The 20,293-nt window shown below is 62.5% G+C and carries 20 protein-coding genes; 2 read left to right on the top strand and 18 right to left on the bottom strand.

What is annotated here, in order from left to right; translation table 11 throughout:
• Positions 1 to 142: 142 nt before the first annotated feature.
• Positions 143 to 1,510, top strand: coding sequence for a sigma-54-dependent transcriptional regulator (locus AC11W3_RS22425; protein ID WP_484089160.1), 1,368 nt, complete (start codon positions 143 to 145; stop codon positions 1,508 to 1,510).
• Between the two features lie 13 nt (positions 1,511 to 1,523).
• Positions 1,524 to 4,067 carry an alpha-glucan family phosphorylase gene (gene glgP, locus AC11W3_RS22430; protein ID WP_484089161.1) on the top strand — a complete coding sequence of 848 codons (2,544 nt, stop codon included), beginning with the start codon at positions 1,524 to 1,526 and terminating at the stop codon, positions 4,065 to 4,067.
• 128 nt (positions 4,068 to 4,195) lie between these two features.
• Here the strand turns inward: glgP and flhB are convergent, their stop codons facing one another.
• The 18 genes from flhB to fliF form a co-directional block, all read right to left on the bottom strand.
• Positions 4,196 to 5,257, bottom strand: coding sequence for a flagellar biosynthesis protein FlhB (gene flhB / locus AC11W3_RS22435; RefSeq protein ID WP_484089162.1), 1,062 nt, complete (start codon positions 5,255 to 5,257; stop codon positions 4,196 to 4,198).
• A gap of 7 nt (positions 5,258 to 5,264) precedes the next feature.
• Positions 5,265 to 6,050, bottom strand: coding sequence for a flagellar biosynthetic protein FliR (gene fliR, locus AC11W3_RS22440; RefSeq protein ID WP_484089163.1), 786 nt, complete (start codon positions 6,048 to 6,050; stop codon positions 5,265 to 5,267).
• Between the two features lie 2 nt (positions 6,051 to 6,052).
• The gene (gene fliQ, locus AC11W3_RS22445; RefSeq protein ID WP_484089164.1) at positions 6,053 to 6,322 is read right to left on the bottom strand and encodes a flagellar biosynthesis protein FliQ; all 270 of its coding nucleotides are present in this window, start codon (positions 6,320 to 6,322) and stop codon (positions 6,053 to 6,055) included.
• Positions 6,323 to 6,567: 245 nt separating this feature from the next.
• Positions 6,568 to 7,326 carry a flagellar type III secretion system pore protein FliP gene (gene fliP / locus AC11W3_RS22450; RefSeq protein ID WP_484089165.1) on the bottom strand — a complete coding sequence of 253 codons (759 nt, stop codon included), beginning with the start codon at positions 7,324 to 7,326 and terminating at the stop codon, positions 6,568 to 6,570.
• Positions 7,323 to 7,790 (bottom strand): flagellar biosynthetic protein FliO, encoded by a 468-nt coding sequence (gene fliO, locus AC11W3_RS22455; protein ID WP_484089166.1) that lies wholly within the window; start codon positions 7,788 to 7,790, stop codon positions 7,323 to 7,325. The genes fliP and fliO overlap by 4 nt, the downstream gene beginning before the upstream one ends.
• Positions 7,787 to 8,074, bottom strand: coding sequence for a flagellar motor switch protein FliN (gene fliN / locus AC11W3_RS22460; RefSeq protein WP_484089167.1), 288 nt, complete (start codon positions 8,072 to 8,074; stop codon positions 7,787 to 7,789). The genes fliO and fliN overlap by 4 nt, the downstream gene beginning before the upstream one ends.
• A gap of 14 nt (positions 8,075 to 8,088) precedes the next feature.
• On the bottom strand, positions 8,089 to 9,069 hold the full coding sequence (gene fliM, locus AC11W3_RS22465; RefSeq protein WP_484089168.1) for a flagellar motor switch protein FliM: 981 nt from the start codon (positions 9,067 to 9,069) through the stop codon (positions 8,089 to 8,091).
• 14 nt (positions 9,070 to 9,083) lie between these two features.
• Positions 9,084 to 9,614: a flagellar basal body-associated FliL family protein gene (locus tag AC11W3_RS22470; RefSeq protein WP_484089169.1), complete on the bottom strand. Its 531-nt coding sequence runs from the start codon at positions 9,612 to 9,614 to the stop codon at positions 9,084 to 9,086.
• A gap of 551 nt (positions 9,615 to 10,165) precedes the next feature.
• A complete protein-coding gene (locus tag AC11W3_RS22475) occupies positions 10,166 to 10,990 on the bottom strand; it encodes a flagellar hook-basal body protein (protein WP_484089170.1) in 825 nt (274 codons plus the stop codon).
• 141 nt (positions 10,991 to 11,131) lie between these two features.
• The gene (locus AC11W3_RS22480; RefSeq protein ID WP_484089171.1) at positions 11,132 to 11,527 is read right to left on the bottom strand and encodes a TIGR02530 family flagellar biosynthesis protein; all 396 of its coding nucleotides are present in this window, start codon (positions 11,525 to 11,527) and stop codon (positions 11,132 to 11,134) included.
• Positions 11,528 to 12,196, bottom strand: coding sequence for a flagellar hook assembly protein FlgD (locus AC11W3_RS22485; RefSeq protein ID WP_484089172.1), 669 nt, complete (start codon positions 12,194 to 12,196; stop codon positions 11,528 to 11,530).
• 19 nt (positions 12,197 to 12,215) lie between these two features.
• Positions 12,216 to 14,129 (bottom strand): flagellar hook-length control protein FliK, encoded by a 1,914-nt coding sequence (locus AC11W3_RS22490; RefSeq protein WP_484089173.1) that lies wholly within the window; start codon positions 14,127 to 14,129, stop codon positions 12,216 to 12,218.
• A 355-nt stretch (positions 14,130 to 14,484) separates the two neighbouring features.
• On the bottom strand, positions 14,485 to 14,988 hold the full coding sequence (locus AC11W3_RS22495; RefSeq protein ID WP_484089174.1) for a MotE family protein: 504 nt from the start codon (positions 14,986 to 14,988) through the stop codon (positions 14,485 to 14,487).
• Complete coding sequence (gene fliJ, locus AC11W3_RS22500) at positions 14,985 to 15,428, bottom strand: flagellar export protein FliJ (protein ID WP_484089175.1); 444 nt, start codon at positions 15,426 to 15,428, stop codon at positions 14,985 to 14,987. Before fliJ ends, AC11W3_RS22495 begins: the two co-directional genes overlap by 4 nt.
• Positions 15,429 to 15,652: 224 nt before the next feature.
• Positions 15,653 to 16,975 (bottom strand): flagellar protein export ATPase FliI, encoded by a 1,323-nt coding sequence (fliI, locus tag AC11W3_RS22505; protein WP_484089176.1) that lies wholly within the window; start codon positions 16,973 to 16,975, stop codon positions 15,653 to 15,655.
• Complete coding sequence (locus tag AC11W3_RS22510) at positions 16,962 to 17,678, bottom strand: FliH/SctL family protein (protein WP_484089177.1); 717 nt, start codon at positions 17,676 to 17,678, stop codon at positions 16,962 to 16,964. The genes fliI and AC11W3_RS22510 overlap by 14 nt, the downstream gene beginning before the upstream one ends.
• Positions 17,665 to 18,657 carry a flagellar motor switch protein FliG gene (gene fliG / locus AC11W3_RS22515; protein WP_484089178.1) on the bottom strand — a complete coding sequence of 331 codons (993 nt, stop codon included), beginning with the start codon at positions 18,655 to 18,657 and terminating at the stop codon, positions 17,665 to 17,667. The genes AC11W3_RS22510 and fliG overlap by 14 nt, the downstream gene beginning before the upstream one ends.
• A gap of 30 nt (positions 18,658 to 18,687) precedes the next feature.
• Entirely contained in the window at positions 18,688 to 20,256 is a 1,569-nt protein-coding gene (fliF, locus tag AC11W3_RS22520; RefSeq protein WP_484089179.1) for a flagellar basal-body MS-ring/collar protein FliF, read from the bottom strand.
• Positions 20,257 to 20,293: the final 37 nt, after the last annotated feature.

The raw sequence follows: 20,293 nt of genomic DNA on the forward strand, positions 1-20,293 counted from the left end.
CCAGGAGCGCTATCGCGGCGGGAAGGTTCGCGCCAGGAAGGGCGCTCCTACAAGTTACTGAATACCGATTGCCCCCGTAGGAGCGAACCATCGCGGCAGAGATGCCGCCACCAACCGACATCAAACGCATCACCGAGGTATCATGACCGGCAGCATCCTCATAGTGGACGACGAAAAAGGACAGCGGGACATCCTGACCGCCATCTTGGGCAAGGAGGGATACCGCATCGTGGCGGTGCCGGGCGCGAGGGAGGCGCTCGAGGAACTGGAGCGCGGCGACTTCGACCTGTTGCTGACTGACCTGAAGATGCAGGGGATGTCGGGGATGGAGCTCATGGAGCGCGTGCTGGCGGAGAACCCGTCCCAGTGCGTGGTCATTATGACCGCCCACGGCACCATCGATTCCGCGGTCGAGGCCATCAAGAAGGGGGCCTTCGACTACCTGGAAAAGCCGCTGGAGAGGGATGACCTGCTCCTCACCCTGCAGCGCGCCTTCGAGCGCATCATGCTCCTCAAGGAAAACCGGGTGCTGCACAAGAGGTTGGCCGAGACCAAGACGCTGCCCAACATGATCGGGGAGCACCCGAAGATGATGGAGGTGGCGCGGATGATCAACAAGATCTCCCAGACCTCGACCACGGTCCTCATCTACGGCGAGTCCGGGACCGGGAAGGAGCTGGTGGCCCGGGCAATCCACGACCGCAGCCCCCGCAAGGACAAGGCCTTCTTCGCCATCAACTGCGCGGCCATCCCCGACACGCTGATCGAGAGCGAGCTCTTCGGCCACGAAAAGGGAGCCTTCACCGGCGCCGGCAGCCGCGAGATCGGCATCTTCGAGGCCGCCGAGGGGGGGACCGTCTTCCTGGACGAGATCGGGGAGATGAACACGGCCATGCAGGCCAAGCTCCTGAGGACCATCCAGGAGAAGGAGCTCAGGCGGGTCGGCGGGAAACAGAACATTCCCATCGACGTCAGAATCATATCGGCCACCAACAAGGACCTGGAGCAGGAGACCAAGCGGGGCGCCTTCCGCGAGGACCTCTTCTACCGTCTCAACGTAATAAGGATCACCCTCCCGCCGCTCAGGGAGCGGGGCAATGACATCGTCACCCTGGCCAACTTCTTCCTCAGGAAGTACAGCGCCTCCTGCGGGATCCCGCTGAAAGGGATCAGCAAGCCGGCCCTGAAAATCCTGCTAGACTATAGCTGGCCGGGAAATGTCCGCCAGCTCCAATCGGTCATCGAGCGCGGCGTGCTGATGGCCGAAAGCGAGTACATTCAGCCGGAGGACCTGCCGGCCGAGGTGCACCACGAGGCGTCGGCCTCGGGGCGGCTTCCTTTCGAGTTCCCCCCCGAGGGGATCAACATGGACGAAGTGGAGCGCGAGCTGATCGTAAAGGCCATGCAGCGGGCCGACTGGGTGATCAGCAAGGCCGCTCCGCTGCTGGGCATGAGCTATAAGACGCTACAATACCGGCTTGAGAAGTTCGGAATCGGGAGGCCGGAGTAGCCAGGAGTGTGGCATGAACCTCACCACGACGCTACACCGTTTCATCGTCGTTCCATCCCTGCCCAAGGAACTAGCAGGGCTGCAGAGGATCGCCTACAACCTCTGGTGGACCTGGGAACCTGACGCGATCGGCCTGTTCAAGCGGCTCGACCCGGAGCTCTGGAGACTCACCCGTCATAACCCGCTGGAGGTGCTGGGGAGCCTGCAGCAAGCGGCCCTGGAAAACCTGATGGCGGACGAGGGCTTCATGTCCCATCTGGCCCAGGTGGAGGAGAGTCTGGAGGAGTACCTCAACTCCCGGACCTGGTACCAGCGCCACGGCACTGCGCAGGCCAGCATGGCCTACTTCTCCATGGAATTCGGGCTGCACGAGTCGCTCCCCATCTATTCCGGCGGTCTCGGCATCCTGGCCGGCGACCACCTCAAATCCGCCAGCGACCTGGGCCTTCCGCTGGTAGGCGTCGGGCTCCTCTACCGCCAGGGATATTTCCGGCAGGCCCTCAACCTCGAGGGCTGGCAGCAGGAAGTGTACCCCGAAAACGATTTCTACAACCTCCCCCTTTACCTCGAAAAGACCCCGTCAGGGGACCCCCTTACCGTCGAGCTCCACTTCCCGGGCCGAAACGTCCAGGTGCAGATCTGGCGGGCCCAGGTCGGCCGTGTCCGCCTCTACCTCCTCGACACCAATCTCGAACAGAACGCGCCCGCGGACCGGGACATCACCACCAGGCTCTACGGCGGCGACCAGGACATGCGCATCCGGCAGGAGATCCTGCTGGGTATCGGCGGCATCAGGGTACTCAGGGCCTTGGGGATCGAGCCGAACGTCTGCCACATGAACGAGGGGCACGCGGCGTTCCTGGCGCTGGAGAGGATCCGCATCCTGATGGACGGGAAGAACCTCTCCTTCAGCGAAGCGGTCGAGGCGGTCAAGGGGGGAAACATCTTCACCACCCACACCCCCGTGCAGGCGGGGATCGACCTCTTCGAGCCGGAGCTCCTGGAGAAGTACCTGGGGCAGTATTACCGGGCGCTGGGGCTGACCCGGGAGGATTTCCTGGGTCTCGGGCAGCAAAGGCGCGGCAATGACGGCTTCTGCATGGCCATCCTGGCCATGAAGCTCTCAGCTCATTCAAACGGGGTGAGCGAGCTGCACGGCGAGGTCTCCCGCAGGATGTGGGCCGACGTCTGGCCGGACCTGCCGGAGGAGCAGCTGCCGCTGACCTCGATTACCAACGGGGTTCACCAGAAGAGCTGGCTTTCCGAAGAGATGACGGACCTCCTGATCCGCTATCTGGGCACCAAGTGGCTGGACGAACAGAGCTCGGAGATGCTCTGGCGCAAGGTTTCCAGGATACCCGACGCCGAGCTTTGGCGTACCCACCGCAGGGGGACCGCGCGGCTGGTCGATTACGCCCGCCGAAGCCTTAGAGCGCAGCTGACCCAGCTGGAGGCGAGTCCCAAGGAAATCACCCTCGCCGCGGAGGTGCTCGATCCCGACATCCTCACCATCGGCTTCGCCCGCCGCTTCGCCACCTACAAGCGCGGAACGCTCCTGCTGATAGACAAGGAGAGGCTGGCGGCCATCCTGAACCACCCGGAGCATCCGGTGCAGATCGTCTTCGCCGGCAAGGCGCACCCCGCGGACCACCAGGGGAAGGAGCTGATCAGGCAGATCGTCCAGCTCTCCCACCAGGAGCGCTTCCGGCACCGCATCGTCTTCCTCGAGGACTACGACATCTCGGTCGCCCGCCACCTGGTCCAGGGGGTGGACGTCTGGCTCAACACCCCGCTGCGCCCGCAGGAGGCCAGCGGCACCAGCGGCATGAAGGTCGCCTTCAACGGCGGGCTGAACATGAGCATCCTAGACGGCTGGTGGTGCGAGGGCTACCGCGGCAACAACGGCTGGGCCATCGGCCGGGGCGAGGTCTACGAGGATCTGACCTACCAGAACGAGGTCGAGAGCCGGGCCATCTACGACCTCCTAGAGAAGGAGATCGTCCCGCTCTTCTACAACCGCGGCAGCGACGGGATTCCACGGGGCTGGACCGCCTGCATGAAGACCTCGATGCAGACCCTCTGCCCCGTCTTCAGCACCGACAGGATGGTGCAGGAGTACGCCAGGCGCTGCTACATCCCCGCCTACGAGCACTGGGAGCAGCTAAACCGGGACGAACTGAGGCTGGCTGTGGAAGTGGCGCGCTGGAAGGAGCGGCTCCACGGCCTGTGGGGGCAGTTATCGATAGACGCCGTGGAGGCCGAGGTCGAGCGGGAGGTAAGGGTCGGGGAGCGGCTCCCGATCAAGGTGCGGATCACCCCCGGCGACATCCCCCTTTCCGAAATCGCGGTCGAGGTTTATTTCGGCGTGCTGGACTCCACGGGAACCATCATGGGGGGCGAGATCGTCCCGCTGGAGCCTTCCGGGGAGAGCAGCGGCCATTTCGGAGGCGAGCTCGAGTGCCGGTTCTGCGGGCGCCACGGCTTCATGCTCAGGGTGATGCCGCGCCATCCCGAGCTCGGAACGGTCTACGACCCCGGCTTAATCCTCTGGGGGTGAGCGAGCTGGAAAGCTCCCCTTAGAAAAAGGGGGCGGGGGATTCAAACAGCGACGAATGACAAGAAGGGCCGGCACCGGATCATCCGGTGCCGGCCCTTTCTTTATCCGTCACCCCCCTCGCGGGAGGACTATCTCTTCTTGAGGCCATAGACGTAGGCCAGGATTTCGGCGACGGCGGCGTATAGGCGCTCCGGTATCTCCCCCCCCTCGTCGACCTGGCTGTAAAGCTCCCTGGCCAGGAAGCGGTTCTCCACCAGGGTCACCTTGGTCTCCCGCGCCATGATCTTCATCTGCAGCGCCATCTGGTCCACGCCCTTGAAGAGCACTACCGGGGCGGCCATCTTCTGCCGGTCGTACTTCAAGGCCACCGCGTAGTGGGTCGGGTTGGTGACCACCACGTCGGCGGTCGGGATGATCTGCCGCATCCGCCTGCGAGCCATCTGAAACTGCTTCTGCTTGAGCTTCCCCTTCACCGCCGGATCACCCTCGGAGTTCTTCTGCTCGTCCTTGACCTCCTGCTTGGTCATCTTCAGGTTGTCCAGGAAGCGCCACTTGACGAAGGCCAGGTCCAGTACCGCCAGTATGATCAGCACCCCGCAGGTGTGCAGCACGATCTTGAAGGAGAGGTGCCCGATAAACTCCAGGATACCCTGCAGGTCGCGGTCCACCAGGAAGACGATCCCCTCCATCTCCTCGGAGAGGATCTTGTAGGCCATGTAGCCCACGATGGCCATCTTGACGAAGGACTTGGCCACCTCGAAGACGGAGTCCTTGTTGAAGAGCCGGCTCATCCCCTGGATCGGGTTCAGCTTCCCGAGGTCGAACTTCAGCTTCTCCGAGCTTATGCTCACCCCCCCCTGGCTCACCTCCACCGCGAGCCCGGCCACGATCAGGATCAGCACGAAGGGGGCCAGCATCATGGCGATGTAGCCGAACTCCTTGATCATCAGGGAGTGCAGCCCAGCATAGCTCACGTCGATGGTGGCAAGCCCCCCCAGGATGTCGCGCATGTTGCGCTTGAGGGTGGAGAGGATCATGCCCGAGGTGGCGTAGAGGGCGATCATGGCGGTGATCAGGGTGATGGCCGAGGTCATCTCCCGACTGCGCGGTACGCTCCCCTTGCTCTTGGCTTCGGAGATCTTCTTGGATGTCGGTTTTTCTGTTTTGGAGTGTTTATCCTGATCGGACATGGGAGACCTAGGCGAGAAGCTTGAAGAGGATCCTCATCTGCCCCACCAGCCCCGCGAAAGTCCCGTTGAGGACCCGCAGGAAGACCGGCAGCGAAAAACCCAGGATGAGGAAGCCGATGCCGATGTTGAGAGGCATGCTGACCATGAAGACGTTCATGGCTGGGAAGGAGCGGGCTACGATGCCGAGGGCCACGCTGGTGGCAAGAAGAGCCACGGCGACCGGCGCCCCCAGCTTCACGGCGATGATGAAGATTCCGGAGGTGGTCTCGCTCACGAACTTGAGGAGTCCCCCGCTCACGTGCCAGGCGCCCAGGGGAATCAGCTGGTAGCTCTCCACGATCCCCTTCAGGAAGAAGTGGTGCACTCCCAGGCTCAGGAAGAGGAGCGTGGCCAGGATGCCTTCGAACATGGCCATGGTCGGCACGTTCGCCTGGGTGTTGGGGTCGAAAAGCGCGGCCATCGAGATGCCCATCTGGGTGCCGATCTGCTGTCCGCAGAACTCGACGGCAGCGAAGATGACCTGGGAGAGGAGGCCGAGAGTCAGCCCGATCAGCGTCTCGCGGACCACCAGGAGCCCCAGCGAGATCACGTCACCGGCGGCGGGGACCGCGTGGGGCTTCACGATCGGGAAGATCACCAGCGTCAGGGCGAAGATCAGTGGCGCCTTGATGCGGTTCGGCACAATGCGGGAGCCGAAGATGGGTATGGCGGCGAAGAGGCTGGCGACCCGGGCCAGGACCAGGGCAAAGGGAATCAGGTCGTCCAGGACCTTTATGGGCAGGGCCTCGAACACCCTCAGTGCCTCATGTTGGCGATCATGCCGTAGATCTCGCGGGTGAAGTCGCTCATGTACATCATCATCCAGGGAAAGAAGATGACCATGGCGATCATGACCGCGGCGATCTTGGGGGCGAAGGCCAGGGTGGCCTCGTTGATGGATGTGACGGCCTGGAAGATACTGATCAGCAGACCGACCACCAGCGCGCAGATGAGCAGCGGCGCCGAAAGGAGGAGCACCGCCTCGAAACTCCTTCTACCAAGCTGGACTACCAGTTCGGGGGACATAGGGACTCCGGATTAAGAATCAAGATCGAGAATAACGGAAGGTTTTGCGCCCTTCGACAAGCTCTGGGCGGACGGAAACGTAATGGAACAGGATCGGTTGTGACGGATGCAGGTGCTGGCTCTGAGCGTACCGGAAACACACACTGAACAGGTGCGAGTTGTGAATAGGCTCAGGGGGATGCAGGTGCTGGCTCTGAACGATACCGGCTCCGTTCGTGCTGAGCCTGTTGAAGCACGCATTGTTGCTACCCGAAGCTCTTGACCAGCGAGCCGATGACCAGCCCCCAGCCGTCGACCAGCACGAAGAGCAGGATCTTGAAGGGAAGCGAGATCATCACCGGCGGCAGCATCATCATCCCCATCGACATGAGCACCGAAGCGACCACCATGTCCAGCACCAGGAAGGGTATGAAGATCAGGAAGCCGATCTGGAATGCGGTCTTGAGCTCGCTCACCATGTAGGCCGGGATCAGCGTCATGGTCGGGATGTCGTCCGGGTTTCTCGGCCTGGGGAGCTTGGACAGGGAGATGAAGAGCGCCAGGTCCTTCTCCCGCACCTGCGAGAGCATGAACTTCCGGATCGGCTGGATCCCCCTCTTGATCGCCTCCTCCTGCGAGATGGTCTGCGCCTTGTAGGGCTGCAGCGCCTCGGTGTTAACCTGCTGCCAGACCGGGGCCATGATGAAGAAGGTCAGGAAGAGCGAGAGACCGATCATGATCTGGTTGGAGGGGGCCTGCTGGGTGCCCAGGGCCGAGCGGAGGAAGGAGAGGACCACGACGATGCGGGTGAAGGAGGTGGTCATCATCAGAAGGCTCGGCGCCAGCGAGATCACCGTCATCATGAAGAAGATCTGCAGGACCACCGCGACGTCGCCGGGCTTGGAGACCTTCCCCATGCCGACGCTCACCGTCGGCAGAGCCAGCGGCTCAGCCCCGGCGCTTGCTACCACTATCAGGGAGAGCACCGCAAAGAGGAGCACTCCCCATAACCTTTTTTGTCTCACGCAATACCGCCACTTTTATTGAGCTGGACCGCCGGCGCCTGCGCCGGAACCATCTCGCCGCTGAAAGTCTTCAGTCTCTTTCTAAGCTGTACCGGGATCAGGGTGGCATAGCCGCGCTCGTCCACGACCTCGATCTCCTCCAGCATATTGACCTGTTTGATGAAATTGACCCCCTCCCCGCTGCTGCTCAAAAGGAGGTACTCGCCCCCGACCTCCACCAGCACCAGGGACTTCTTGGGGGCCAGGTGCTTGGTCTCGACCACCCTGATGTAGCGGAAGCCGCCCCCCTGCGGCACCTTCATGAACTTCCCGGCGACCCAGTAGAGGATCAGGATGATCCCGATCACCAGGACCAGCGCCCCGACCATCTGGGCCAGGCTTCCCGCGAGATCGCCCCCCCCGGCCGCATTGGCCAGGGTCGGAGATAAAAGCATTGCCGATAATATTACCGGAAGCTTTCTCATAATACCTTGTCCACCCTCTCGTTCGGGCTCACGATATCGAGGAGCCTGATGCCGAACTTGTCGTTCACCACCACCGCCTCGCCGCGGGCCACCAGTTTCGAGTTGACGAAGACGTCCAGCGGCTCGCCGGCCAGCTTGGTCAGCTCCACCACCGAGCCCTGGTTCAGCTGCAGCACGTCCTTCACCAGGAGCTTGGTCCTGCCAAGTTCCACGGTCAGTTGCAGCGGGATGTCCAGGATGAAATCAAGATTCTTCATCTGCGGGACTTCCTTCGGATCTTCCATTACAAGCTTCTCCGTCAAACTTCACCCCCTCCACGCAGGGCACGGCTGATCTGCACAGCCTTGTTGCCCCCGCTTACCCCTGCTATTCCCATAAACTTGTGGGTTCCGCCTACTTTAACTGCCAGTTCGTCCTTGCCGCTCGACTCCAGCATGACGGTGTCCCCCGGAGCGAGGTCGAGGAGTTCGGCCAGGGTGATGCTGGCGCCCCCCATCTCCACCGACAGCTCCAGCGGAGCCTCCAGGAGCTCTTCCGAGAGCCGGTAGGACCAGAGCGGGTCCACCACCAGCATGTCCATCTGCACGCCGCGCTTCAGCTTGTCGCGGATCGGCTCGATGGTCATGAAGGGGATGGCCAGGATCATGTTCCCCACCGTCTCCTCGATCTGGATCTTCATGGACATCGTCACCACCTGGTATTCGGGGGGCACGATGTTGACCAGCCGCGGGTTCATCTCCATCCTGAGCAGGTTCATGTTGACCGGGCAAAGGGGCGCCCAGGCCTTCTCGAGGTCGGCCAGCGCATCCTTGACGATCTTCTCGACCAGCCTCATCTCGATCGAGGTGAAGAGCCGGTTGATGTCCTGCCCCGCCGCCACCCCGCTGCCGCCCAGGATGCTGTCCACGATGGTGAAGACCAGGGTGGAGTCGAAGGCGATCAGAGCCGCGCCCTTCAGGGGATCCATCTTGTAGAGCGCCATGCAGACCGGCGAGGGGAGGACGCTTAGGAATTCCCCGAACTTGAAGGGGCGAGCCTCCTCCTTCTTGATCTCCACCATCCGGCCGAGGCGGTTGGACATCGTCACCCTGTTGTAGCGGATGAAACCGTCGTAGACGATGTCCAGGTTGGGAATGACCCGGTGCGCCTCAATGTCGAGCAGGTCGAACTGCTCGGCCTGGGGACCTCCCTTGGCCAATTCGTTGTCCGGGATGAGCGACCCGTCAAAAACCGCGGCGACGAGTGCGTCGATCTCTTCCTTGGTAAGGACCTTTTCCATCGAGGGCATCCTTGTTACTGCACCACGAAGTCGGTGAAATAAACTTTGGTAACCTTGCCGGGGGGAACGATCTTGCTGACCGAGCCGAGGATCTGCTCCCTCAGCTGGTTCTTGCCCTGCAGGTCCTGGATCTCCTGCATGGTCTTGGTGGTGAGCAGGATAAGGATGGCATCACGCAGCGGCGCGACCTTGGCGTCCATGTCGGCCTTGGCCTGCGGGTTCGCCAGCTCGAACTCGACCTTGAGCTTCAGGTAACGGATCTCTTGACCATCGTAGATGTTGACGATGAACGGCTCCAGCGGGTAGATGGTGCTGGAGGAGATACCCCCTTCCTTGCCCTCGCCGTGGCCCCCTTCGCCCTTGGCTTCGGCCTTGGCCTCCACCTTCGTTTCCTGGGCCTGGGCCTTTTTGTTCCCGCTGCCGCCCAGGAAGAACATGGCCGCTGCGCCGAGGATGGCCACCGCAATGATGGCGGCACCGATGATGATGAAGAGCTTCTTGTTGTCCTTGGGTGAGGCATCCTGCGCCTTCGCCTGTTCGGCCATACCCGCTTCTCCTTTTGCTGCTGGTGGATTCGAGGGGAGTACCTTGCAACCGAAATGCCAGAAAGGGAATTGCAGGGAGATAAGGTGATTTCAAAAGGAAAGCTCGACGGGCGGGGGCCATAAAGCCGTGGGGTTCTGCCGGGTTGCGGGATTGTGGCAGGCAGGGCAGCTGGAGCGACGCAAGGAAGGGCCGTGACGAAGCCGTCAAATAGTTGACCCGCCGACGCACGGCATACGGGCGCGGGGCGGCCTCCGGAATTCCGGGTGCCGCGGCATCGATCTGTAAAGGGAGGCGGGGCTATACCGGGAGGGAGTCCTGGACGAAGAATAGCCGGATCCTCGTCGCACCTCACCGCCACGCGCTCACCAGAGAGAGAAACCGTCTCTGGCTGCAACCCGGATAAGGCAGTTGTGCCGCCTCCCCCCTGCACCCGTGTCAGCCCCAGTGGCATCAGGGGTGTCAGAGGTCCGACACCCGGTCAGGTGTCAAAAGAAGAGGGAGAGGGCGGCGCTGGGGGGCGCGCGGAGCGCGCCCCCCAAGCCTTGGGTCCTTACCTGACGAGGCCCAGGACTTCCTGGGTCATCTGGTCGGTGGTGGTGATGGTCTTGGAGTTGGCCGAGTAGGCCCGCTGGGTCACGATCATGTTCACGAACTCGCTCGCCATATCCACGTTGCTCTGCTCGAGCGCGTTGGAGACGACCTGCTCGCTGGTGCCGTTGGCCGTGTTGGTACCGGCAGCGAAGGCGTTGGCCACCCCGGACTTGTTCGTGGCCTGATAGAGGGAGCCCCCCACCTTGTTGAGGCCGGTGGTGTCGGGGACGGTGACCACGCCGATCGGATTGGCGTAGGTGTTCTGCGTGATGCCGTCAGTGGCGAGGTAGGTGATTTTGCCGGTGGTGTCGACCTTGACGATCTTGGCGAAGTCCGTGGTCGGCGCGGCTCCGGTGTTGGTGAATTTGATCGGCGTGCCGCCGTTGTCCAGCACCCTGTACCCGTCGGGATTGACCAGGTAGTAGTTGCTGTCGACGTGGAAGGCGCCGGCACGGGTCAGGAACGCATTGTTGGGGGTGGTGGCTCCGCCGGTCGGGGTAGTGACGGCGAAGAAGGAGCTCCCCTGGATGGAGAGGTCGGTCACGTTCTCGGAATTCTGGGCCGATCCCTGGGTGAAGATGTTCTGCACCGTCTGGACCTTGCTCCCCATGCCGACCTGGGAGCTGTTCCCGGTGCTCTGTGAGAGGAGGTCAGAGAAGACGGACCTGGAGTCCTTGTAGCCGACGGTATTCACGTTGGAGATGTTGTTGCCGATCACGTTCATTGCCTGGCCGTTGCTCAAAAGTCCGCTGACGCCAGTAAACATTGCCGAAGTAAGACTCATTTTGTTGCCTCCGTAGTCGGGTTGGTTGCGGGACACCTCTGTCGGTCGGTGTCCCCGGGCTTCCTCCTGGAGGGCCAGCCCATTATTCTGTTCAGGTTAGTTCGTTGTTGGTGCTTCCAGTTGACTTGCTCTCCGTGAGGTCTACAGCACCACCGCGGAGTCTATGTTCGTGAATACGTTGCCTTTCATGCTCTGCCGGTCCATGGCTGTCACCACTGTCCGGTTTTTGACACTGACCACCAGGGCCGCATCCCCCATCATGACCAGGGATTCCTTCCCTCCCTTCTGTGCCACGCTGTCGACGGCGCCGGCTAACTGTTTCATGTCGGCGTCCGAGAGGGTGATGCCGCGGGATCTCAGTCTCTCCTGGGCGTGCTGGGATAGCCGCACGGGCTGGCCCGACATGCTCTGATCGAGAACCTTGGCGAAGGGGGAACTGCTCCCGGTCTGCTTCCCTCCCTGCGGGGTGGGTGTGGCCCTGTTGGTCCTGGTCGGAGCCTGAATCGGCTGCGGAAACAAGACGCTGTTGTCGATCATTTAAGCTCCCGCACTTACGCTGGTGACGTCGGTCAGGTTGACCCTGATGTTGCCGAGGGAGAGGACCGGGATGGCCCCGGACATGTCGACTCCGTCGACCGTCCCTTTTATGATCGGGGTGCTGCTTACGGTATTGCCGCTGGCATCCTTGGCGGCGACGCTGAAGGAGTAGGTCCCCGAGGCCATCTGCGCACCGGAGTTGTTGGTGCCGTCCCAGGCCACCGCACCCGATCCGGCACCCTTGGCGCCTGCCGAGATGGTCTTCACTACCGAGCCGTTGGAGTCCTTCACGGTAACAGTCACGTCGCTGGCGGCCTGCGCCAGGTTGAAGTTGATGCCGGTCGCAGTCCCTGCCTGCAGGCTCACCTGCGAGCCTTGGGCTTCGACCGCTTTCCCGATCATGGCGAAAGATGCCATGGTGGTGGTGTTGCTACCCTGATTCAGCAAGCTGGTCAGGTTGCTGTTGGTGTTGTAGGCCTGCTCGACCTGGGTCAACTGGGCCAGTTGGCTGATGAACTGCGAGCTGTCCTGCGGGTTCAGCGGATCCTGATTTTGCAGCTGGGTCACGAAGAGCTTGAGGAAGTCGTCCTTGTTCATCCCGGTCGCCTTCTTCATGGCCGAATCGGCTGCCGCGGTCCCTGTCGTTCCCGATGTCACGCTGGTGATCATCTTGTGGTTACCTCCTTGTTTAGAACCTCACGTCGAGGAGGCTGTTGGCCTTCTCTGTCACATATTTGACCTTGGTCTGGACCGGCTCGTCGTAGCCTCCTGCCCTGGCGAACCGCGGTGAGGATTGCTGCTGCGAGTTGGCCTTCTGCTCCGACAGGGAGCTGTTGCTGTTGAAACCGCTCCCGCCGGTGGAGACGTCGAAACCTTCCATGCTGAAGTTCTTGCCGGAGAGCGCCTCCTTCAGAGTGTCGAGGTTGCTCATCAGCAGGTCCTTCACCATCTTGTTATCTGCCTGGACCTCGACCGTGACCCGGTTATTGTCCATGCGGACCTGGATCTTCAGCTCTCCGAGTTCCCCAGGGTTGAGCCTGATGGTCAGCTGGCCGTTCCCCTTGGCGTCATGCGTCACCACCCCGTCCTTGACCTGGGAGAGAATGCTCTCGTGCAGCTGGTTTTTGACATGGGCCGTCTGGCTTTCGGTCTGGGTCACTTCCGCGGGTGCCTGGGCCTGGAGCCCCATCGCCGGGTTCAGGCTCTGTGCTGTTGCCTTCCCCTGCACGTTCTGCTGCGCTTCGCCGTTCTTTCCTGCATCTCCGGAATTTTTCTGTTCCGCGCTCCCCTGTGAAGGAGCTAGCTTGCCTGTCTGGCCAGCCGATGCACTTTTGGGACCCGAAATCTCAGTGGAGCCCTCTTGGGCAGAACCTTTTTCCTGCTCCACCTGGTGTTTCTGACCGACGTGTGCCCTCTGCGCGCCCTCAGCGTTGCGGCCCTCCATGGCTTCCGCGGGCTTGGTGCTGCTGTCCGCCGGCGCGGCGGCCTGGGTAACTGTCGAGTCCTTGTCTTCAGCCGCTGCGGCCTTCGCGTCGGTCAAGGCGGCTGTTGCCGCAGCCTCGACTTTTTCGGAAGGAGCTGGCACTTCAGTTTTTTCAGTTTTTGTGGCAGCGTCCACCTTGGCAGCGCTGACAGCAGTTGCCTGCTTCTGCGTCCCGTCTGTGGTGATGGAAGGAGGCGTATCTTCGACCGTTGCTTCCTGCTGCGCCACCGGTTCCGCTCCCGTGGCCGCAGTGGCGACAAAAGTGGCTGAAGCCGTCTGCGCCGCTTTCTGCGATGCCGGCTGGTTGTCTCTCGCGAGGAAGGTCGCTTTGGACACTTCTTGCCCGTTGACTCCTCCCTCTGGCGGAACCTGCTTGAACTGTGAAACCTTCTCGTTTGGTGCGGGGGTGGCAGCTTGTGCGACACTGTGCTCCTCCGCTTTTGACAGCAGGCCGTTGGGGGCCGTCCCTACGGTCTCTGCCACGACAACTTTGCGGTTAGTGTCGGATGCCACCTGCTGCGTCAGTGAAGCCGCCGGTGTTGCGGGTGTCGCCGGTGTCGCCGATGTCGCCGGTGTTGCCGGTGCGACTGCGGTCAGCCCTGCTGATTCCTTCGTTAATGCGCTTGCCGGATCGGATACACCTGCTGTCACGATGGTGACTCCTGCCAAGGCACAATTTGCCGCATCGGCCGATGATGCAGCTCCCTGGCCCTCGGTGCTGCTGGCGTCCCCACCTTCGCTCTTGACGTTGTCCGTCTTTCCGCCGGCGCCTGCTGTCGCGTTCTTTCTCTCGGCCCGCGTCGATGGTGCGGCGGCTTTTTGCTGGAGCTCGGTAGCTACTGCAGTGAAAGCGGGATCTCCGGGTGCTCCCCACCCATCGGTCTTTGCCTTACCGGCAGTTCGAGTTGGGGCTGCCGCTGCCTTTTGGGATACGCCACCTTCTGTAGCCGTACCCTCTTTCGTCTGCCCTGACTGGGCCAACGATCCTGCCTGCTCATCGCCGCCGATGACACTCTCGGTATCATCTTTGGCGAGTTCCTGTCCCGCGGCGTCGGTTGTAGCCTTGGCCGTCGAGTCCTTGGCCTTGCCAACTCCGCGCTGATCCTGAGAAGAAGTCACCAGAGAAGGGCTCCCCTTCCCACTGGTTTTCTTCCCAGCTCCGTTCGAGGCATTGACGTCTGAGTCGCTCTGGCGGCCGGTTTGCGAGTCCTGCAGCACATCTGCGAAACCGGTGGCATCCGGGCTGCGTCGGGCCGAAGCCATCCCCTTTGCGTTTGACACGGTTGCTGGTGCTGTTGCTCGAAAAAATGCTGCTGTTTGAATCATGTCTGTCTCACCTCCTTTTTCCGTGAAATGGTCCTGCATCCACCCTTTGTCTTTGTCAAAGGAGGACTTTCTGCATCGTTAACCTCGGTGGGAGCGGCATCCTCCCGGGTAGCCGTTCGCACCCGGAAGGGCGCCCCTACGGTGTCCGCTATTTCCCGGCGAGGTTCAGTCGGGTCCACTCCAGCACCTTGGGCTGGGTGATGAAGGGGATCAGCTTCACGGCGGTCTTCTGGTCCATCTGGTTCAGCATCTCGATCAGCATCTTGCTGTCCAGCTTGTTCAACAGCGCCCCGGCAGCTTCAGGCTTCAACCCCTTGTAGATCTTGATCATCTTCTTGTAGCGCTCGTCGTCCTGCTTCTTCTTGGCGGTGAGAGCCCCTTCGAGGGCCTTCTTGGCGGCATTGAGCTCGTTGACCCTGGCATCGAGCGTCGCTGAGAGCTTGGCCAGCGCATCCTCCTTGGCCTTGAGCGCCGCCTCCCTCTCGGCCAGCTGCTGCCGCTTCATCTCCAGCGAAGCGGCATCATCGGCGGGCGGCCTGGGCGCGGTGACGCTGCGGGCTTCAGCCGTCGTCACCACCCGCCAGGGGAGCTCAGGGGCCAGGAAATAAAGGGCCACCACCGCAACGGCTATCGGCAGCACGATTCTTTTCACGTCCGCTCCCCTCTTCCCTGGACGGCAAGCTCGTCCAGGAAGGCGCGCTCCTTGAGGAGTTGCTCCATCCTCAGGTCGCGCATCTTCTTCTCTTTGAAGACCTCCAGCGCCTTCTTCTCCTTGGCCGCGGCCAGAAGGGCTTCCCGCTTCTCCTGCACTTCCTTCTCCAGGCTGGTTACCGAGTTACGTATCTCTTCGATCTCGCGGGACTTTCTCCTGGAGAAGTTGCCGTAGAGCTGCAGGTCCTTGGCGTCGATTCCCTTCATCTGGCGCTGCGAGAATTCCTGGGCCAGCGACTCCAGCGCGGCCTTCTCGTTTTTCAGCCGGTCGCGCGCGCTGTCGTGCTGCTGCTTCGCCTTCGCGAGCTCCAGCTGGTGCATCTTCTCGACTTCCTTGCGGAACTTGAGCACCTGCTCAAGCCTGAATTCCGGTCCCGCCATGCTGTACCGCCTCCGTTACTTTTCAATCGTCCCTCTTCGCGAAGGGGGAACTAAACTCTCCGCTAAGGACGGTGTCGACTCTCTCTCAACTAATGACCCATCCACGTCTCCCGGCAACCGTCCCGGGGCTCCCCCCTTGTCAAAGGGGGGTCGGGGGGGATTTGCCTTTGCTCTTGGCACCTATGCCCCCCCTAAATCCCCCTTTATCAAGGGAGACTTTTTGACTATGGGCCGCCATCCGCGAAGATCTCCGCGAGGCCTGCAATCGCTTCCTCGACACTGACCCCGTCGGTCACGTCCTGCTTCACGTAGGAGATCATCTGGTCCATCTTGGCGATGGCGTAATCGATCTTCGGGTTGCTGCCGACCTTATAGGCACCGATGTTGATCATGTCCTCGGCCTGCCGGTAGGCGGCCAGGATCTCCTTGAACTGCCCGGCCAGCTGCCGGTGTTCCCGGGTGGTCACGTCGGACATGACGCGGCTCGCGCTGTTCATCAGGTCGATCGGGGGATAGATGTTCCGGGCAGCGAGCTCCCTGCTCAGGATGATGTGCCCGTCCAGGATGCTTCGCATGGCGTCGGAGATCGGCTCGTTGAAGTCGTCCCCTTCCACCAGCACGGTATAAAGCCCGGTGATGCTCCCGCCCTGGAAGTTTCCGGTCCGCTCCAGGAGCCTCGGCAGCGCCGCGAAGACCGAAGGGGTATAGCCCTTGGTGGTCGGCGGCTCGCCGATGGCCAGCCCCACCTCCCGCATGGCCATGGCGAAGCGGGTGGCGGAGTCCATCATCAGGAGCACCTTCTTTCCCTGGGCCTGGAAATATTCCGCGATGGTGGTGGCGATGTAGGCGCCGCGCATCCTCACCAGGGGGGGCTGGTCCGAGGTGGCGACGACGACCACCGATTTCCTGAGCCCCTCCTCCTGCAGGTCCTTCTCGATGAATTCCCTGAGCTCGCGTCCGCGCTCGCCGATCAGGGCGATGACGTTGACGTCTGCCTCGGTGTAGCGGGCGATCATCCCCAGGGTGGTCGATTTCCCTACGCCGGAACCGGCGAAGATGCCGACCCTCTGCCCCTCGCCGCAGGTGAGGAGCCCGTTGATGGCGCGGATGCCGAGGTTCAGGGGCTTCCTGATCGGCCGCCTCTTCATTGGGTTCACCGGCAGCGCGTACACCGGGTACTCGTCCGCAACCGGGATCGGCCCCTTGTCGTCGATGGGGACGCCGAGGCCGTCGATGATCCGTCCCAGCATGGCCGGTCCCACCCCAAGCGCCGCCTTCTCGCGCCGCACCGAGATCAGGCTCCCCAGCCCCACCCCGCGCAACTCGCCCAGCGGCATCAGCAGGGTCTTGTTCTCCCTGAACCCCACCACCTCCGCCTGGATGGGAGCGGAGCCCTCCGAGTGGACCTCGCAGAGGCTCCCCACCGCGGTCTCCGGGCAGTACCCCTCGATCACCAGCCCCACCACCTGGGTCACCTTGCCGTGAAAGCGGACCGGCTTGGTCGACTCCACCACGGGGAGATATCGGGACAGGTTAATCATCTTCATCCTCGCGGTGCTCGGTCTTTTCCTCGGTCAGTCTTCTCAGGATTTCGTCCAGCTGGGCATCTACCCCTGCGTCGATGTTCCCTCTCGCGGTCTCCACCAGGCAGCCGGCGCGCGCCACCGAAGCGTCGGGCCTGAGGCTGATCCTGGGATTCTCCCTGAGGAGTTCCTTGAATTCCGGGCACTCTGTCGCTATCTGGTACTCGTCCGCGTTGAGCCTCACCGTCACCCCCCCCTCGTCGGAAGCCATGTCGACCGCCGCCTGCACCAGGCCGGCCATGATCCCGGGGTCGCAGGCGAACTCCCTGAGCATGACCTTGCGGGCGATCAGCACCGAGAGCTTCAGGAGGTCGTCCTCGGCCTCGTGCATCAGTTGTGGGCGCAGCGAACCGGTGGCCAAAAGCGCCTGACCGAGGGCCTCGCAGACCTTGGAGAGTTCGGCCTCGGCCTGCGCCCTCCCCTCCCTCATCCCTTCGGCCCGGGCCTCGCGGACCATCCGCATGGCCTCCTCCTCGGGGATGCTGGGGGGAACAGCCGGTTCCTCCTCCTCGGCCACGACCTCCTCGGGCTCGCTGGCGCCGAGGGCGATGGGGCGGAAGAACTCCCCGGCCGCAAGGCTCGGGAGCTCCTGCCCCAGGGGTTCGAGGGTGTACGGGGCATGCGCCTCCGCTCCCTTCCTGATGATCTTGGTCCTAGACGAGGACATCGTCGGCTCCGCGCCCGGCAATAACCACCTTCCCTTCCTCCTCCATCTTCCGGACGATCTTGATGATTTCGGACTGCGCCTTTTCCACGTCGGAGAGGCGCACGGGGCCCATGACCTCGAGGTCTTCCTTGATCATCTCGGCGGCGCGCGAGGAGATGTTGCGGAAGATCTTGTCCTTCACCTCGTCGGTGGAGGTCTTCATGGCCAGGGTCAGGGTGTCGTTGGAGACCTCCCTCATGATGGCCTGGATGGCGCGGTCGTCTAGCTTGAAGATGTCCTCGAAGGTGAAGAGGTGCTTCCTGATGACCTCCGCCAGCGGCGGGTTCATGGTGTCGAGCTTGTCGAGGATCTTCTTCTCGCGGCTTCTGTCGAGGTGGGCGAACATGTCGACCACCTTCTCGACGCCGCCGACCTTGAAGCGCTGTACGCCGCCCAGCGCGGTCAGCTCGAGGCGGATGACCTCGTCGATTTCGGCCAGGATCTCCGGGGAAACCTGGTCGACCTCGGCTATCCTGATCACCACCTCGGCCTGCAGCTCCTGCGGCAGCAGGGCGATGATCTCGCTGGTCTGCTTCGGCTTGAGCTTGGCCAGGATCACGGCGATGGTCTGGGGGTGTTCCTGCGAGAAGAAGTTGGCTATGGTGCGGGGGTCCATGGAGGCCAGCATGTCGGTCATGTCGCCGATGCCGGCCGTGCGGATCTCCTGGAGGAGCGTCTCGGCCCTCAGCGGGCCCAGGGCCTTCTCCAGGATCTTCTTGACGAACTCCTCCCCTTGCGAGAAGAAGCCCGTTTCGGGATTGGTGATGTCGGTGAACTCGGACACCACCGAGGAGATATCCTCGCGCGGGACGTGGCCGAGCCTCGACATGCTCTGGCTGATCTTCTTGATGTCGGAGTCGTCCATGTGGCCGAACACCTTGGCCGTGGCCTCGGGGCCCAGGTATAACAGCAGCACCGCGGCCTTTTCCGCTCCGGTCATGCAACACCTCTTTCAAAAGTCATATTCAAGCTAGTCCTTCTGGGTAAGCCAGTTCTGCAGGATCTGGGCGACCTGGTAGGGGTCCTGCTTGACCTTCTCCACCAGCTCGATCTGGGTGAGCCGCAGCCTCTCCTGCTCCCTGCGCTGCTCCTCGATCATGTGCGCGCTTTCGGCGTCGTTTTGCAGCGGCAGGAAGGATTTCTGCGGCTTCTCCGTCCTCAGGACCTTCAGCAGCGGCCGGATAACCAGCAGGACCAGCGCCAGGAAGCCCAAGGCGATCAGGCCGTTCTTGAGGAGCGTCTGGGCGAAGGGGGCATTCCACCAAGGCTCGGGCTCCGGGCCGCCATCGGCCGTCTCCTGGAAGGGGATGTTGGCCACGGTCACCTGGTCGCCACGCTCGGCGTTGAAGCCCACCGCGCTCTTGACCAGCGCCTCGATCTTCTGCAACTCGTCCGGGGACCTCGGCTGATACTTCGGTTTGGCATCGGGCTTGGCGCCCGGGGCGAACTCGTACTTGCCGTCCACCAGGATGGCCACCGAGACCTTGCTCAGGCCCCCCTCCGGCTCGATGGTCCGGGCGGTGGAGCGGCTCACCTCGTAGTTCAGCGTCTCGTCGCTCTTGGAGCCGCCGCCCTGGCTCCCCGCCTGGGGCGGGGTACGGTTCAGGTTGGACTGCACCCCGGGGAGCCCCGCGGCGGTCGTGGTGGTGCCGCCTTTCTCCTCGCTGCGCTGCTCGCTCCTCACCGCCGCGGTCTCGGGGTCGTAGCGCTCCTCGTACCGCTCGACCTTCTTGAAATCGAAGGTGGCGGAGACCCTGGCCACGCAACGGCCGGAGCCGACCACCTTGTCCAGGAGGCTCTGCAGCTTCTCTTCCTCGCTCTTCTCGAACTGGCGCTGGGTCTCCTGCCTGACGCCGGTCAGCTTGCTGGCGGGATCGGTGGGAGAGTTGGAGGAGAGCATCTTGCCGCGGCTGTCGAGCACCGTGACGTTCTCCGGGTCCATCCCCTCGATCGACGAAGAGACCAGGTGCACCACACCCTGCACCTCGGAGTCTCGGAGGACACGGTTGGAGCGCATCTTGAGCACCACCGAGGCGGTGGCGGGTTTCTCGGAATCCTTGAAGAGGGTCTTCTCGGGAATGGCCAGGTGCACCCGGGCCGACTCGACCCCGGCCAGTTGGGAGATGGTCCGGGAGAGCTCGCCCTGCAGCGCCCGCTGGTAGTTGAGCTTCTGCACGAACTCGGTCATGCCGAAGTTCTTGCGGTCGAAGATCTCGAAGCCGACGCCTCCCCCCTGGGGGAGCCCGTCGCTGGCCATGGAAAGCCTCAGGTCGTAGACCTTGTCCGAGGGCACCATGATGGTCTTGCCGTCATCGGTGATCTGGTGCGGGACCTTCTGCTCCTTGAGCTTCTTCACGATCTCGCCCGCGTCGTCCGAGTTGAGGTTGGAGAAGAGGGGGCGGTAGTCGGTCTTGTTCGCGACGGCGATCAGGGCCCCGAAGGCCAGCAGGGAGGCCAGCGCCACCCCGGCTACCACGAGTCTCTTCCCGTTGCTCAGCGCGAGAAACGGTTCCAGCAGTTTTTTAAGGCCTTCCGGCATGGCATCTCCACATCAACGGCTTCATCATGCTCCCTTC

This window comes from Geomonas sp., assembly GCF_056994735.1.